Annotated in this window: 10 protein-coding genes; 5 read left to right on the forward strand and 5 right to left on the reverse strand. The window is 49.0% G+C overall.

Features of this window, described 5'->3' with window-relative positions:
- Positions 1-91: 91 nt before the first annotated feature.
- Entirely contained in the window at positions 92-2,530 is a 2,439-nt protein-coding gene (locus tag BMZ54_RS09260; protein WP_089909611.1) for a TonB-dependent receptor domain-containing protein, read from the reverse strand.
- A gap of 381 nt (positions 2,531-2,911) precedes the next feature.
- Between BMZ54_RS09260 and smc the strand changes: the two genes are divergently transcribed.
- From smc to BMZ54_RS09280, 4 genes are all read left to right on the forward strand, one after another.
- On the forward strand, positions 2,912-6,442 hold the full coding sequence (smc, locus tag BMZ54_RS09265; protein WP_089909614.1) for a chromosome segregation protein SMC: 3,531 nt from the start codon (positions 2,912-2,914) through the stop codon (positions 6,440-6,442).
- A gap of 68 nt (positions 6,443-6,510) precedes the next feature.
- Positions 6,511-7,020, forward strand: coding sequence for an antitoxin Xre-like helix-turn-helix domain-containing protein (locus tag BMZ54_RS09270; protein ID WP_089909617.1), 510 nt, complete (start codon positions 6,511-6,513; stop codon positions 7,018-7,020).
- An 8-nt stretch (positions 7,021-7,028) separates the two neighbouring features.
- Positions 7,029-7,493, forward strand: a complete 465-nt coding sequence (locus BMZ54_RS09275) for an RES family NAD+ phosphorylase (protein WP_089909620.1) — start codon at positions 7,029-7,031, stop codon at positions 7,491-7,493.
- A gap of 123 nt (positions 7,494-7,616) precedes the next feature.
- On the forward strand, positions 7,617-9,920 hold the full coding sequence (locus BMZ54_RS09280) for a DUF7133 domain-containing protein (protein ID WP_089909623.1): 2,304 nt from the start codon (positions 7,617-7,619) through the stop codon (positions 9,918-9,920).
- Positions 9,921-10,027: 107 nt separating this feature from the next.
- On the opposite strand, the gene BMZ54_RS09285 is transcribed toward BMZ54_RS09280, so the two are convergent.
- Positions 10,028-10,576, reverse strand: coding sequence for a DUF192 domain-containing protein (locus tag BMZ54_RS09285; RefSeq protein WP_089909628.1), 549 nt, complete (start codon positions 10,574-10,576; stop codon positions 10,028-10,030).
- Positions 10,577-10,699: 123 nt separating this feature from the next.
- Here BMZ54_RS09285 and BMZ54_RS09290 point away from each other — a divergent pair, with 123 nt between their 5' ends.
- Positions 10,700-11,989 carry a Gfo/Idh/MocA family protein gene (locus BMZ54_RS09290; protein ID WP_089909633.1) on the forward strand — a complete coding sequence of 430 codons (1,290 nt, stop codon included), beginning with the start codon at positions 10,700-10,702 and terminating at the stop codon, positions 11,987-11,989.
- A gap of 173 nt (positions 11,990-12,162) precedes the next feature.
- Here BMZ54_RS09290 and mqnE read toward each other — a convergent pair whose 3' ends face one another.
- The 3 genes from mqnE to BMZ54_RS09305 all read right to left on the reverse strand — a co-directional run bounded on the left by mqnE (position 12,163) and on the right by BMZ54_RS09305 (position 17,294).
- Positions 12,163-13,341 carry an aminofutalosine synthase MqnE gene (gene mqnE, locus BMZ54_RS09295; RefSeq protein WP_238386536.1) on the reverse strand — a complete coding sequence of 393 codons (1,179 nt, stop codon included), beginning with the start codon at positions 13,339-13,341 and terminating at the stop codon, positions 12,163-12,165.
- Positions 13,342-13,343: 2 nt separating this feature from the next.
- Positions 13,344-15,458: a M43 family zinc metalloprotease gene (locus tag BMZ54_RS09300; RefSeq protein WP_089909639.1), complete on the reverse strand. Its 2,115-nt coding sequence runs from the start codon at positions 15,456-15,458 to the stop codon at positions 13,344-13,346.
- Positions 15,459-15,602: 144 nt separating this feature from the next.
- A complete protein-coding gene (locus tag BMZ54_RS09305; RefSeq protein WP_089909642.1) occupies positions 15,603-17,294 on the reverse strand; it encodes a nucleoside transporter C-terminal domain-containing protein in 1,692 nt (563 codons plus the stop codon).
- Between the last annotated feature and the right edge of the window lie 124 nt (positions 17,295-17,418).

A 17,418-nucleotide genomic window follows, 5' to 3' on the forward strand; every position in this document is an offset into this window, starting at 1 on the left:
TTATAATCTGGCATCCCCGCTGGGCGGGGCAGGCTGTACCCCATCTTGCGGAGTCGTAATTTGTAATTGATGATTCGTAATTACAGCAAGCCTAGGGCTTGCTGCCGCTTTCCTGTTGTTTCACATCATCATTCTTCACACCTTTTTTACGTGTCACCGACTCCTTCAGCTGGCCGAACTTCCAGCCAAAACCAATACGGATGGCGCGTACGGGGTAGTAAAAGGTGTTGGAACGGTAAAAGGATGGATCATGGATCACGTTCCTCCAGGCTATTTCTTTCTGGAAGGGTTGGTCCAGCGTAAGGTTTACGGCGGCCCGCTGGTGAAACAGGCTTTTACGCAGGGTAAAGCTATTGGTAATATAACCAGGGGTACGGCCCTGCAAAACGGGCTGGCTGCTGTTCAGGTAAAAGGAGGCCTCTGTTTTAAATCCTTTACCCAGGTCATAGTCAAGGTTAACAAAGCTGTTAGCGCTCCACCCCGTATTATGCAGGCCTGTACCATTACGGCTTTGCAGGCTGGTATACTGGATGCGTATATTGCCGCTCAGGCTCAGGCGTGGCAGGGGCTGAACGCTTACATTCAGGTTAAAACCTGTAGCGCTGCGCCGGCCTATGTTGGCATAAGTGGTAGCAGTAATGCCGCTTGCGGTATCTATGGCTACGTAACTTTCCATGGCTTTATGGGTAAAGGTGTAATCCATACCGGCCAGCAGGCGTATGCCCTTAAAGAGGATATTATAGTTCAATCCAAAGGAGTGGTTCAGCTCCGGTTGCAGGCCGGGGTTACCATAAGTAATGTTATTCGGGTCATTATCATTTACATAGGGGTTCAGGTTCCATACCCAGGGGCGTTGCAGGCGGCGGCTGTAAGAAAGGCTTACAGCCTGCATGTAGGGTAAAGGAAGGGTAATATTGGCTGTTGGTATAAAATTCAGATAATCAGTACGTAAGGAAGTGTCATTAGCAATAAAATGTGCATTAATATGCGTGTGTTCCAGGCGGGCGCCTAGCAGCACATTCACCCGGTTCTTTATTTTGAAGGCATAGGTGGTATACGCTGCCAGCACATTTTGCCGGTAGTTAAAAGTATTATTCCGGTCAGGGTTCGCAGGATCACGGGTAATGCTCATTTCACCCTGCTGCTGGTAGCTGCTTTCAATAGTGCGTAAAATAGCTTTGGCCCCGGTTTCCAGTTTTTGACCATGGGGTAGTGGCTGGGAATAGTCCAGCTGAAGGGTGGTTTCAGTATTACGCTCATCATTGGTATTGCTGAAACCTGTATAACCGCCCGGCACATTCAGCTGTTGGTTATCAGATTGCTGGTCATTATTGCCGTTATTCCGGTTTAAGGACAGGCTCAGGGTTTGGTCCGGCTGCCGGAACCTTTTCTGATAATCCAGCCCCAGGTCATAGCTCTGGCTTTTATAGTTTGTATAGCTGGTGTAGCTGCCGGTTTGTTCCAGCTTTTGCCTTTCGTCATAGAGCTTCACCTGCTGCGGGGCATTGTTGCTGTTGTAGCTGATGTTCACATTGCCATACACACTCAGGCTGCTGGTGCTGTCCAGGTCATAGCTCAGCTCCAGGTTACCAAAGTAATAGGTGCCGTCAAAGATGCTGTTGCCGTTCTGTATCAGCGTGCTTTGGTTGCCATACAGGTAGTTTTCCCGCAAGCCTTCTGAGCGGCCTTTGTTGCGGAAGTAGCTGGCGCCTGCGTAGGCTGCCACGCCTACCTGGCCTATGCGGGCATTCAGGGAGCCGCCTGCGCCTGCAAACCCACGGCTGTTATCATTGGCATACAGGTTACCATTGTAGCCATTAATAGTATGCCTGGTAATAATATTAATGATACCGGCTGCGCCTTCTGCATCATATTTTGCAGAGGGCTGGGAAATCACCTCTATACTTTTGATCACACTGGCCGGAAAAGCGCGCAAGGCCTCTTTAGGATTTTTGGCCAGCATAGCGGTGCTTTTACCGTTCAGCAGTATTTTAAAGCTGCTGCTGCCTTTAAGCTGTACGTTGCCTTCCGGGTCTACTGTTACTATAGGTACGCGGCGCAGCATTTCAGCAGCGGTTAGCTGGTCTTTGTTCAGGTCATTTTCCACGTTATATACCAGCCGGTCGTCCTTTACTTCCAGCAAGGGTTTTTGCCCCGCTACTGTTACGGCCTTTAGCTGCTGTGGGGCGGCAGGCAGGTACAGGGGCGGCGAGGCATAATACGGGTGCAGGGAATCCAGTGTAAAAGCTTCCAGGATGCGGGCGGCATACCCGGTGCTGCTGATACCCAGCTGGTAACGGCCGGCGCTGAGGCGGGAAATGGTAAAACGCCCCTGTTCATCCGTAAGGGTATTCAGTACCGGCTGCAGGCTGGCAGCTTTTAATAAGGTAACGGTGGCGTAACCAATGGGTTTGCGGGAAGCGCTATCCGCCACCTGGCCGGTAATGTGCAGGGATGCGGGTTTTTGGGCATGGACAAGCAAAGGGCATGACAGTATTGCGGTCAGCAGGGTTAGGGTACCATTTTTCATAATGGGTGTTGCATGTTGGCGTACATGTTCCGTTTAGATTTCGGTTATGCAAGGGTCTTTCTCAGGTTTTTCATCGGGTCTACAATCTTTCTACAGTATAAGCACCGGCAAATTAAAAATAATCGTTCAATTGTTAACCAGTTACTCAGCCAGGCCGTTGGTCAAGGGTTTAAGTAAAAGTCGAGCATTCCATTATAATAAATTGTAAACCAGTGTATTTTGATTGATTTTCAAAGGATTTATACACAACTGTGTATAAAAAAAACGGTTTAATCCGGCTTACGCTGTTAAATTACTAATTCATTTGCACAAATTACGTGTAGGCAATATGTGAATCGTAGTTATCTTTGACAGCTTTAAAAAAATAAACCCGGAGCAACTGTGCGTTTAAAAACATTAGAAATCAAAGGCTTCAAAAGTTTTGCCGACAAAACCGTTTTAAATTTTGACGAGGGGATCACAGGTGTAATAGGACCGAACGGCTGCGGCAAAAGTAATATCATTGACTCCATCCGGTGGGTGATAGGGGAACACAAGATCAGTAACCTGCGTTCAGAGAACCAGGCCGGCCTGGTATTTAACGGTTCCAAAAGCCGCTCCGCCAGTGGTATGGCCGAAGTGAGCCTCACCTTTGAGAATACACGAAATGTGCTGCCCACCGAATTTACCACGGTTACCATTACACGTAAATTTTATAAGAACGGCGATAGTGAGTACAGGCTCAATGATGTAGCCTGCCGTTTGAAAGACATCCACAACCTGTTCATGGATACCGGCGTAAGCACCGATTCTTACGCCATTATTGAGCTGGGCATGGTGGATGATATTATCAAGGACAAGGAAAACAGCCGCCGCCGCATGCTGGAACAGGCAGCGGGCATCTCCATCTACAAAACCCGTAAAAAAGAAGCCAAAACAAAGCTGGATGCTACGGAGGGTGACCTGAACCGTATTGAAGACCTGTTGTTTGAGATCAACAACAACCTAAAAACGCTGGAAAGCCAGGCTAAAAAAGCAGAACGTTATTACGAGGTAAAGAAAGAGTACCGGGAGATCAGCATAGAGCTGGCCAAAGCCGCCCTGGAAGGGTTCAACATCACCTTTAAAGACCTTTCCGAACAACAGCAAACAGAAACAGACCGTAAAATGGCGCTGGAAGCAGAAATTGCTACCGAAGAAGCGGCCGTTGAAGAAGATAAGCTGCACTTTGTAGCCAAAGAGCGGGAGCTGCAGGTATTGCAGAAATCATTTAATGAAGTACTGGCCACCGTACGTACCCGGGAAAATGATAAGAACCTGGCCACCCAGCAACTGACCTACCTGCGGGAACGTGAAAAGAACCTGAGCGATTTCCTGAACAATGCCGAAGGGCAGCTGCAGGGATTATCAGAATCCATTGAACGTACGGAAAAGCAGGCGGAAGAAGAGCAGGAAGTATTTGACACCATGCAGGATGAACTGGAAACCCTGCACGAAATGGTAGATGAAAAGAAAGAGCTTTTCAACCAGAAAAAACAAAGCCTGGAAACCCTGCGCCGCGACCAGCAGCAATGGCAACGCCAGCAGTTTGAAGCAGAAAAGAAAGTAGCTGTAGCCGATACCTCCGTACAGAACCTGCAGCGCAGCATACAGCAGCTGCAGGAAGAAAAAACGAACCGGCAGGCGCAGATACAACAGCTGGAAGAAGAAAAGAGCGGCCTGCAGGAAACCCTGGAAGATGGCAAAGCCAACCTGGAAGATATGATCCGTTTCCAGGAAGAGACCAAAGGCAAGATCCTGGCCACCCAGTCTGATATTGAAGGCCTGCGTGATAAGCTGACGGATGAGAACCGTACCCTGGACTCCAAGAAGAACGAATACGACCTGTTAAAATCCCTGGTAGACAGCCTGGAAGGTTACCCGGAAAGTATTAAGTTCCTGAAAAAGAACAGCGACTGGAATAATAAGGCGCCCATTCTGAGTGATATATTTTTCTGTAAGGAAGATTACCGCACCTGTATAGAAAACCTGCTGGAGCCTTACCTGAACTACTACGTAGTGAATAACGCGGAGGAAGCCATACAGGCCATACGCCTGCTGGACCTCAACAAAAAAGGAAAGGCCAACTTCTTTATACTGGACCAGTTCCACCACCAGGGCGGACAGCTGTTCACCCCTCCCGGCACCATACCGGCGCTGGAAGTAGTGGAAATAGACGAACGTTATAAAGGCTTAGGTAATTACCTGCTGGGTAAAGTATTTGTGGCGGATGATGTGGCTGCGCTGGATTTTGGCCAGATGCCGGATCAGGATGTGCTGATCGTGGAAAAGAGCGGCCGTATGTACCGCGGCAAATATAGCTTCAGCGGTGGTTCTGTAGGTTTGTTTGAAGGTAAGAAGCTGGGCCGCGCCAAAAACCTGGAAAAGCTGGATGCGGAGATCAAAGCGCTGGAAATAGTGGTGAGCAATCTGCGCCAGCAGCTGCAGGACAAACACAATGAAGTATTAGGCTATAACAGCCAGCTGAATGAAAATAATATTAATGCGGCCCGTGAAAAGATCAACCAGCTGAATAACCAGCTGTTTGGCCTGCAGAACCGTATTGAGAACTTCCATCACCTGATAGAATCCGGCGACAAACGCCTGGCAGAAATGCAGCAGTCGCTGGAAACCAACCAGCAAAGCATTGCCGGTGTGAAGGACGAACTGGAAGGTCTGAACGAAAGGGTACATGCCCTGCACGACAGTATTGTAGCTGCCGACCGGGCTTCCCAGGAAGCAGAGCAACAGTACAACCAGGCGAATGTACAGTTCAACAACCAGAACCTGCAGCACACCCGCCAGCAGAGCAAGGTACAGGGGCTGAAGCAGGAGCTGGACTTTAAACGCAAACAATTGAGCGACCTGCATGTGCAGATCACCAATAATAAATCACAGCTTGAAGATGCTGTGGCTAACATTGCCGCAGCAGAAGATAAGCTGAGTGTTGCAGATGACGGACTGGTAGAGCTGTTCCGCAAGAAGGAAGAAGAAGAAAAGGCCCTGAACGAAAAAGACCAGGAGTACTACAACTTCCGTAACCAGCTGCAGGAAAAGGAAAGCGCCCTGCGTGCCCGCCAGCGTGCCAAAGAGCAGCTGGAGCAGATGCTGAACACCATTAAGGATAAAGTGAATGAGCTGAAGCTGCAGCTGGCCTCCATGAAGGAAAGGCTGAGCGTGGAGTTTAAAGTGAACCTGGACGAGATCCTGGATGATGCACGCAGCAGCACCCTGCCTGTAGAAGAGCTGCAGGGCAGCGCAGAACGTTTGAAAAAGCGCCTGGAAAATATGGGTGAGATAAATCCCACGGCCATTGAGGCTTTCCAGGAAATGAAAAAGCGCTATGAGTTCATCCTGGAACAAAAGAACGACCTGGTGGCTGCCAAGGAATCCCTGATGGCTACGATCCAGGAAGTAGAATCAACCGCCAACCAGAAGTTCCTGGATACTTTTAATACCGTGAAGGAAAACTTCATCCGCGTATTCAAGGCCCTGTTCACCGAAGAAGACCAGTGCGATCTGATCCTGAATGAGCCGGAGAACCTGGCCGAAACCGGTATTGAGATCATTGCCAAACCGAAAGGTAAACGCCCGGCCGCCATTACCCAGCTTTCCGGTGGTGAAAAAACCCTGACGGCTACCGCGCTGCTGTTTGCCATTTACCTGATCAAACCCGCACCATTCTGTATCCTGGATGAGGTGGACGCCCCGCTGGATGATGCCAACGTAGGCAAGTTCACCAACATGATCCGCAAGTTCTCTGATAACTCACAGTTCATTATTGTTACGCATAACAAGCAAACAATGGCAGCAGTGGATGTTATTTATGGGGTAACCATGCAGGAGCCAGGAGTAAGTAAGCTGGTGCCGGTGGATTTCAGGAGCTTGAATTAGCAGGAAAGTGGAAAAAATTCTTTGGAGGACAGGAAAAAATTCCTATCTTTGAAGGGAATTAAAAGGTTATGGCAAAAGCAATGAAAGCAAGCAGCACCACGCATACCAAAATGCCGCCTGTTGCAAGCATAAAAGAAAGTGGGGAAGGGGCTTTGCCGGCTACTGATGTTTCCAGGATCCAGCAAGCCTTCCAGGATATTGACCTGAGAAACAATTATCAGTTAGTTACTGCTGCGCTTAGCGGCGTTTATGCAGATACCTTTATTAAGTTTGTTGACCTGGCTAATATTTCCAGGAATGAATTGGCAGCAGCCATGAATATATCTACCAAAACCATAAAAAATAAACTGGCCGATAAGGAGCCACTAGACCCTAATCAGGGTGAGCATCTGTTAAAGATCATTTCACTTTTTGAGTTGGGAGAAAAAATATTTGGTGGCTTAGAACCCTTTAAACGCTGGTTAGAAAAACCTTTTTTCGGCAAACCACAAAAGCCGGAAGATTTCCTGAAAACTACCGGAGGTGTAGAGCTGATCATGGATGAGCTAAAACGCCTGGCATACGGTGATGTTATTTAACCCGGGTAATGAGAGTATTTAGAATTGCTTATAAAGAGTTCTCCAAAGATCTGAATCCTTCCAAAGCAAATGGCCGCTGGGCAGCGGCTGGTAAAGCAGTGATATATGCCGCCGGCTCTGTGGCGCTGGCTGTACTGGAAAACCTTGTCAGAAGGCAGGGAGAGGGGTTTAATGATGATTACCGCATTATGGTCATTGATATTCCATCTTCCCTTAAAATTCAAACTATTACCGCTGCAGAATTAGCAGCAGGCTGGAATGATGTACTGGACTACTCGAAATGCCAGCCCCTGGGTAACCGCTGGTATGATGAGGCGAAGTATCCTGTATTGAAAGTGCCTTCTGCCATCATACCCCAGGAATTTAATTATGTGCTCAACGCCAATCACCCGGACTATAATAAAATAAAGCTGGTTGAAGTAACCGGTTATATCCCGGACCCAAGGATTGAAGAAATATTAAAGGGAGCATAGATCCTCCTGCCTATATCCCGCCATTCTACCTCCCATCATTTTCCCAACCCCTAAATTTGCATATTCCTCCGACGTACCTTATTTTAGTTTTTTGCAATCGATGTAAATAAATAGCAGCGCGGAATGAAAAACTGGTTACTCTCTTACAGCTTATTAGCCGCTGGGGCAATATGTATTATTTCTTGTCAGCCTAACACTTCAGAAAAAAAAGATAAGCACCAAACGGATTCCCTGGCCATGCGGGAAAAGTTTGCGGAATCGCCTGTACTGGACGCCAAAGCTTCCCTGGAACATATCCAGGTGGAAGAGGGCTTTAAAGTGCAGCTGGTAGCAGCAGAACCACAGGTATCCGTGCCTGTGGCCATGACCTTTGACGAAAAGGGCCGTATGTGGGTGCTGGAAATGATGGGATACATGCCGGACACCTCAGGCACCGGCGAAGATATGCGTAATGGTAAAGTGGTGATACTGGAAGATACTAATAAAGATGGGGTAGTGGATAGCCGTAAAGAGTTCATGGATTCACTGGTGCTGCCCCGTGCTATTTGCCTGATAGAAAATGGCGTACTGATAGCAGAGCCGCCCAAGCTGTGGTATGTTGAGAACAATGGAGACCATGCCGGTAAAAAAATACTGGTGGATGATAAGTATACTGAAGGCGGTAACGTAGAACACCAGCCCAACGGGCTTTTACGGGCCATGGACAACTGGATCTACAACGCAAAATCAGATAAGCGTTACCGTAAGGCCGGAAATAAATGGCTGATAGAGCACACCCACTTCCGCGGGCAGTGGGGCATTACGCAGGATAACTACGGCCGCTTGTTTTACAACAACAATTCTGAGAATTTACTGGGGGATTATTTTAGTCCGGGCCTGGGCGCCAATAACACTGCACAGCGTACCGTGGCTGGTTTTGATGAACATATTGTACCAGATAACCGGGTGTACCCCATACGTCCTACACCAGGTGTGAACCGCGGCTACATGAAGGGCGTGCTGGATGACAGCCTGCGACTGGTGAATTTTACTGCTGCCTGCGGCCCCCTGGTATACCGCGGCGGATTGTTTGGCGAGGCTTATGATGGCAATGCTTTTGTAGCAGAACCTTCTGCCAACCTTATTAAACGTAACCTGCTGCAGGATAGCGGATATATTGTTACCGGTAAGCAGGCCTATGCCGGGCATGAGTTCCTGGCCAGCACAGACGAGCGTTTCAGGCCCGTGAGCCTGTACACAGGTCCGGATGGGGCAATGTATATACTGGATATGTACCGCGGTATTATACAGCACAAAACTTACCTTACGCCTTACCTGAAGAACGAGATCAAGAGCCGCAACCTTACACAACCGCTGAACTGCGGCCGTATTTACCGGGTAATACCCGCCAAGGCTAATAACGTACAGCCGGTAACGTTACCAGATGATCCGGCGAAGCTACTGGAACTGTTAGACCATCCGAATGGCTGGGTGCGTGACCGTGCGCAGCAAATGATCATAGACCACCACTATACCACGCTGGTACCGCAGCTGCGGGCCCGCTTACAGCAGGATACCATTAAACAGCCCTGGGGCCTGCTGCATGCTATGTGGACCCTGGAAGGTTTAGGCCAGCTGCAGGTAGAAGATGTAGCAGCAGTATTAAAGAATAAGAACCCTTACCTGCGCGTGCAGGCGCTGGCCGCGATGCCGGCTGTTATTACACCACAACAGGTGAACCGGGTATTACAGCTGATCACTCCTTTACAGCAAAGCGTATTACAGGCGCCTTCTGTGGCTATGCTGCTGCCTTACATACAACGCCTGAATGCTGCGGCAGCAGGCCAGCTGCAAACACAGCTCTTACACGCTTATGCCAATGACCGTTATGTAGCAGATGCGCTGATCGGGAACAATGCCGGCCATGAACAGCAGCTGCTGGAGCAGGTGAGCAGCTGGAATGCAGATACTACCTTATTGATACACAAACGCCTGCAAAAGGTATTAAAGGATATTGATAACAAGCGTAAAGCCAAGCTGAATGAAGGTTTAGTGAAAGCCTACCCCAGAGGGGCCAAGATCTTTAAAACAGTTTGTCAAACCTGCCATGGGGATGATGGTAACGGTATTCAATCCCTGGCGCCACCATTAAATGAATCGCAATGGGTAAAGGGTGATAAGCATAAGGTAGCCGCGATTGTATTGTTTGGCCTGAGTGGTCCCGTGAATGTAAATGGCAAAGTGTACAAAGCGCCGGAAGTAAGCGGGGAAATGCCGGGTATTGGCAGCAACGATGAATTTTCTGATAGTGATATTGCGGAAGTGATCAGCTTTATCCGTAATGCCTGGAGTAATAAAGCGGAGCCGTTAACAGCGCAGGATATACAGAAAGTACGGCAGCAGTATAAGGGCCGGGAGAAAGGGTTTACGGCGGAGGAGCTGAAGTAGTTTTACGCTGAACGCTTAATGCAAAACGCTGAACGCCGATTATGTTATGTTTAGTGCAGGCTTGCCGCCAAATGCATTATGCGTTCGGCGTTCAGCGTTCAGCATAATTAGTTTTTGCTGAATGCGATCTTATCTCCAAAGCCTATATGGTACTTATCGCAGAAACCAGCATTTACTTCTACTACGTACTGCGCCTTTTTGAAGGAAGGCAGGCTTTCTTCTGACTGCGGAGTCGTGTATTTCTGGATGGATACGATCTCCTTTTTATCATCTACATAAATAATATCCAGGGAAATGTAGGTATCCTTCATCCAAAAAGATTGTTCGGCAGCTTCGGTAAAAATGAACAGCATACCCTGCCCGTCGGTCATGGATCTGCGGCGCATCAGGCCCTGGGCTCTTTCATCGTCTGTTTCGGCTACCTCCATATCTATCTTGTGGAGGGTATCGTTCTTGGCCTTACCAATAAAATACAGCTCGCCCTCTTTTTTGAACTGGGGTCCATTATCTGTGGGAGCAGCCACCGTGGATGTATCGGTGGTAGTAGTGGTGGCTGTGTTATTGGCGGTACGGTTGCCACATCCGGCAATGTACAGGCAAAAAGCCACGTTGAAGATCCATTTAGAAGTAGTTATCAGCATTTTTACAGGTCTCATGACCCTGAAGTTAGGAAAGTTTTTTATTTTTAAGCTGAAAGCTAAAAGCGCAAAGCAGAAAGCCCTGGATCCCTGCTTTTAGCTTTATGCTTTAAGCCTTCTGCTTACTAAAATTCCACACATATGCATCGCAGATCATTCCTCAAAAACACTGCACAGGCAGGAGTTGCTTACTCCGCATTACCCTTGTTATCATCCTTACAACGTACAGCGCCCTATAAGCTGGCGCTCATTGGCTCCGGCTGGTGGGGCATGAATATTTTACGCAGCGCCCTGCAGCATGGCGGCTGTAAGCTGACAGCCATCTGCGATGTGGATGAACGGCAGGCCAATGCTGCGCTCACAGTTATTAATACCCTTACGTCTGATAGACCTAAAACGTATAGGGATTACCGTGAGCTGCTGCATAAAGAAAAACCAGAAGTTGTGATCGTGGCTACGCCCGACCACTGGCACCCGCTTATTGCCATTGCAGCCATGCAGCAGGGGGCGCATGTGTACGTGGAAAAGCCCATCTGCCATACCATTAACGAAGGGAAGGCTATGGTTAAAGCGGCACGCCAATATAACCGGGTGGTACAGGTGGGCACGCACCGCCGGGTATCGCCGCATAATATTTCCGGTATTAACTTTCTGAAATCCGGCAAAGCCGGGAAAATAGGCATGGTACGGGCTTTTGTGCATTACGGCGGGGAAGAAGGTAAAAAAGTGGCAGATGAAAGCGTGCCGCAGGGCCTGAACTGGGATATGTGGTGCGGACCGGCCCCTTTACATCCCTACAACCCTACCATTCACCCCAAAGGTTTCCGGCAATACCTGGATTATGCCAACGGGCAGCTAGGCGACTGGGGCATCCACTGGATGGATCAGATCCTGTGGTGGACAGAGGAAAAGTATCCGCGCAAAGTGTTCTCCTCCGCCAACCGGTTCATTAAAAAAGATAATACCGATGCACCGGATACGCAGAATGTGATCTTTGAATTTGAATCCTTTACCGCTACCTGGGAGCACCGCATGTATGCCGGCAATGAAGCGGAAAAGAGCAATGTAGGCTGTTATTTTTACGGCACAGAGGGCACTTTTCATATGGGCTGGCTGGATGGCTGGACGTTCTACCCATCTGACAAGAACAAATCCATTATTCACGAAGCGCCGGTGCTGCATAAGCCTGATGATCAGAACATCCCGGAGCTTTGGGCTGATTTTATGCAATCTGTTCAGCAAAACCATTCACCGGTATGTGATATTGCCATTGGGCAACGCTCTACCAATATGAGCCTGCTGGGTATGCTGTCTTATAAATTAGGCCGTAGTATTGAGTGGGACGGGGAACAGCAGCTGATTAAAAATGATGAAGAAGCGAATAAGCTGTTGCAAAGGAAATACAGGGGAGAGTGGGAATACCCGGTGTGAATTACGAATTATTCAATTACGAATTACGAATTGGGCCAAATGTAAAACGCTTAATGTTGAACGAGGAATGTATGCCTTCACGTTGAACATTAAGCGTTTTGTATAATTTGCTTTTCCGGTTGATTTCTCTATGCGGAGTACTTAATTCGTAATTGACAATTCGTAATTAATAATTAATTCTTCGCCAGCTCTTCTTCTGTAAATACCTCATCCGTGTAGTCTTTGATCTCGTTGTACACGGTATCGCGTTCTACGGGGCGGCGGCCGGCCTGTTTAATAAGCATGGCCAGCTGCGCGGTGTTCAGGGAAGGGTTTTGTTCTTCCGCACCGGCCATAGAGTATATCTTGGTAGTATCGTCAATAGTGCCGTCCAGGTCATTTACCCCAAAAGATAAGGTGAGCTGTGAAGTGCTTCTGCCCAGCATAGGCCAGTAGGCTTTCAGGTGGGGGAAGTTATCCATATACAAACGCGCTACGGCATACATCTTCAGATCCTCAATAATACCGGATTCCCTTACATGCGACATTTCATTATCCTTGTTACGGAACTTCAGCGGTATGAAGGTGTTGAAGCCATGGGTCTCATCCTGCAGCTGGCGCAGGCGTTCCATATGATCTATGCGGTGGTGGTATTGTTCTATGTGGCCATACAGCATAGTGGCATTGGTGTGCATGCCTAAATTGTGTGCAGTGCGGTGAATGTTTAGCCAGCCTTCTGCGTCTACCTTATCATGGCAGATCTGTGAACGGATCTCCGGTGCAAAGATCTCTGCACCGCCGCCTGGCATGGATTGCAGGCCGGCTTCGTTCATAATACGCATGCCTTCTTCTACGCTTACCTTTGCCTTGCGGAACATATAATCCAGCTCCACGGCGGTAAAACCTTTAATGTGCAGATCCGGGCGGTGGGCCTTTATTTTGCGCATCAGGTCACAGAAGAAATCCATATTCATTTTAGGATGTACCCCACCTACAATATGTACTTCTGTTACGGGTTTGCCATCATAGCCTTTTACTATGTCCAGCATTTGTTCTGTGCTGAGCTCCCAGCCTTCTTCCTTGTGTTTGTAGGAGCGGGAGTATGCGCAGAACTTGCAGGTGAAAATGCAAACGTTGGTAGGCTCTATATGAAAGTTGCGGTTAAAGTAGGTTTTGTGCCCGTGCAGGCGTTCCCTCATCTGGTTGGCCAGGGCGCCTAAAAATGTTACGTCCCCTTTTTCAAACAGGATAATGCCCTCTTCCGGTGTGATCCGCTGCTGGGCCAGCACTTTTTCTCCTATCTTTTTCAGGTCTGTATCCAGGTTGGGTTGCTGCAGCAGCATACTTACAGCAGGATATTCTGTCGTTCTCATCGTCATCTAGCTTTAATTATTTTAACGGTCTTGGTCCTATTCCTGTAAATTAATTTTACAAAATAAACACCATTTGGCTCATTTACCAAATCGAAGGTGAAGCGGTTGCTGCTATTGATGGCTGTACCCTGCTGCCGGGTAACCAGCTGCCCCTGGGTATTGTAAATAGCAATGGCATCCAGGTCGTCAGGCGCTTCCAGGAACGTTACAAATACCTGTGTATTAAAGGGATTGGGGGTTACGGTAAAGCCCTGTTCCTTCAGGAAGGTATTGGTGGCTTTAGTGACGATGTTGATATTATCCAGGTAAATATTATTCTCGAAATTGGAAATGTTGCGGAATACCACCCGGAACTGGCCGGCCGGGATAAAGGAGGTAAGGTTCACCGAATCCCTGCGCCACTCGGCTGCTGTGGGTATAAACTCGGTAGAGATAGGCGTGGTGTGGGTTACCAGGTTAGGCCCCCATTTGCTATATACACTATTCAACGTTTGCCCGCAATCCGTAGTTACCAGCACCTGCAGGGAATCCCAGGGATTATTTACTGCATTCAGGCTGGTTTGCACGGCAGCGGCTACGTCAAAGAACAGGAATACGGAATCAAAACCCTGTGCATTGATCACCGGTGTATACAGGTCATCTATGGCGCCATTGGTGTTATAACCCAGGTTACGCATTACAATGGATTGACTGCCAGCCTTTGCCGCATCGCGGGTAAGTTCCCAGGTAAAACCATTATCAGGGTTCCACAGGTCCCAGCCGTTGGCGGGTGGGAAGGTGGCGGTTTCAAATCCTTCTGACAAGGGTAGGCTGGCCGGCGTAAAATACCGGAAGCTGGCGGCTGCGGTGTCATTTTCCGGCGCTTCATCTGCCACGCCATTAGGCAGGGAGGTATAGGCGGTAATGATATGGGAGCCTGTACCGGCAGTACCGGCAGGTAATTGTACCCTTACCTGTTGTAACAGGGGCAGGCTGCCGGTCCAGTTAAAGGTTTGCGGGGCGCCGCCATCTACCCGGTACGTGATCTGTACGCTGGTAAGTGTTTGGGAGCCCCTGTTCTTCAGCATTACTGCCGGTGTAAAACCAGTGCTGCATATTTGTCCTAAGGGTGAGTTGATGGTAGTTACCCCTGCATCATTGCCTTTCAGGTTCACCGGCGTACAGCCATCGGAGGTAAGCAGGGAAGTGCGGACGTTGTCCAGCACATAGCGCATACGGGTGGCCTGGTCGGCGGTGAACAGGTGCATGCAGGCATCGTCCGTATAGTCCATATAGTTCATGAACATGAAGCCCGGTGCGGTGCTGCTGCAAATATCTGTTTGCGGGAAACCGGGGCAGCCGTAGGTGCGTTTGGCCTGCTTGGGCGTGTCGTCAATACCATCATCATCGGTGCAGCGGGCTACGCCATCGCCATCATCATCTCCCCAGATATGGCGTAAGCCAAAGTAGTGGCCTATTTCATGTGTGGCGGTGCGGCCGCCGGCAAAGGCGCCGGTAGCGCTGCCGGTGGTGCCAAAAGCGGTGTATAAGACCACCACGCCCTGTTCTGCAGCCGGGAAGGTATTGTCCGGCGGGGTGGCTACGCCCAGGTAGCCATTGCCCAAATTACATACCCAGATGTTCAGGTAACGGTCTGCGTCCCAGGCATCAGAGCCGCCGGTGGCGCTGTATTTTACTTCGTAGGCGGAGTTGGAGCCTGCATCAAACGGGCCATGGGTAGTGGTTACACGCACAATGCCGTTGGAGGGGTCCCCATCCGGCGTGCGCTGCGCCAAACAAAAATTGATGGCGGAATTACCGATAATGGCTTTCCATGCAGCGGGTACTGCGCTGGTATCCGCGTTGGCGCCGGTATAATCTTCGTTTAAGACCTGTATTTGTGTAGCGATCTGCGCATCGGTAACCAGGGCGGGGTTAGAGAGCACTACATGCACTACTACGGGGATGTTCACCACCGGTTCTGCCGTGCCTTTGAGCAGGATGGCCTGTTGTTTTTTCAGGCTCACTGCCTTAATCAGGCGCTGTTCCATAGCATCGTGCTGCTGCTGTAGGTAAGGATATTGCTGGATCTTATTACGGATAGCATCTTCCGTAGCGCAGGTACGTTGTGCCTGCAACGGTAACAGATACACTAATAAGCATAGGAGTAGGAGGGCCGGCGTGCGCAATTGTTGCTATTTTTGGTGATTTGCTTTACAGCAATATACAATCTTAAATGTGAACCTTACTGCAAGAATCGATGAAACGACAGTTGTCCGAGATTAAATTAATGCACCCGCAATACAACCGCACATCAGGCAGGCAATGGTACCGCCTATGAGTGATTTCACACCCAGCTCCGTAAGGTTCCTGCGCTGGTTAGGCGCCAGCTGGCTAATGCCGCCGATCTGGATGCCTATAGATGCAAAGTTTGCAAAGCCACATAGCGCATAAGTGGCTATGAGCAAGGATTTGGGGTCATGAATGGCATTGGCTGCCTTCATGTTGCCCAATGATATATAGGCTACAAACTCGTTCAGAATGGTTTTTTCGCCCAGCAGCTGCCCAATGGAAACCATGTCCTGCTGCGCCACGCCAATTAACCATGCCACCGGCGCAAACACATAACCCAGTATCATTTGCAGGGACAGCTCCTGGTAACGGCCATGGGTGGCGGCGGCTACCTGCGTATTCAGGCTGGTAATATTACCTACCCATCCCATAAGGGCATTGGCTACATACATCATGGCAGTAAATACCAGCAGCATGGCGCCCACGTTCACGGCCAGCTTCAGGCCATCGGTAGTACCCAGTGAAAGGGCATCCAGAAAGTTATCTCCCAGTTTTTCCTTGGGGATCTTTAACTCTTTGGATATTTCATCATCATGCGTTTGCGGGAATAATATTTTGGATACCACAATGGCGGCCGGTGCGCTCATGATAGACTGGCTAAGCATGTGCAGGGCAAAGTAGTGCTGCTGATCAATATCCGTACCGCCTAACATGCCTACATAGGCTGCCAGCACACTGCCGGCGGTGTTGGCCATACCCCCGATCATGATACAGAGTATCTCTGAGCGGTTCATAGCTTCCAGGTAAGGGCGTATCATCAGCGGGGCTTCTGTTTGCCCCAGGAAGATATTAGCGGCGGTGGATAAGCTTTCCGCCCCGGAAATTTTCAGCTTATTAAGCAGGTACGCGAACACATATACGATCTTCTGTAAAACGCCCAGGTAATACAGGATGGAGGATAATGCGGCAAAGAAAATAATGTTAGGCAGCACCTGTACGGCAAATACGTAGGCCCAGCTGCCATTGGGATCGGCCAGGTTACCGAAAATGAACTCCGTGCCTTTGTGGCTCAGGTTAATGAGGTCCACGAAAGAGCCGGATACTTTTTCCAGGATGATCTTAAAGATATCCGGCGCACATAATTTAGTATACACGGATATGGTAAGCAGCAGGCAAACGGCCAGAATGGTCCATTTGATCAGCTCTATCTTGTTCTTTTTGTACAGCAGCCAGATGAGCGCCCACAAAATACCAATGCTGAGGGTGATGGATAAATTAGGGAGCTTAAATTGCGTGCAGCGGATAATGCCGAAAAAGAACACTACCAGGCAGGCCAGGGACAGCGCAATGCTGGCAGCATCGGCCTCCAGGCGTTTGCTGTTCACCACCACAGGGTTTCCATGATCATCTACCGCATTTTCAGCTTCCACCGGCTCTTTCATCTTCCTGATGCGGTTCACGATCATATAGATCACAATGATCCCGAAGGCCAGCCAGAACACCGGCTGATCGCCAATACGGGTGTTGAGCACGCCCATGGCAAACATTACCTGGGCAAAAATGCCCATGCCTACCAGCTTCCAGTCAATAGCCCGTTTGTTATTACTAAGCAGAAAACACACAACAACCAGGAAAAGCATGCCTATGCCGCCGCGCATCAGATTATACCAGTGAAAAGACATATTTAGATAGAGTTAAGCAAATAAGCAGCAAATAAAAGGGAAAATACGTGTTTCAGCAATTAAGTTATTGCCGGGAATAAAGTTTTTACATAAAAGTGTAGGTATGGACGTTTTTTTACATATT

The sequence above is a fragment of the Chitinophaga rupis genome, from assembly GCF_900109685.1.
Lineage (GTDB): Bacteria > Bacteroidota > Bacteroidia > Chitinophagales > Chitinophagaceae > Chitinophaga > Chitinophaga rupis.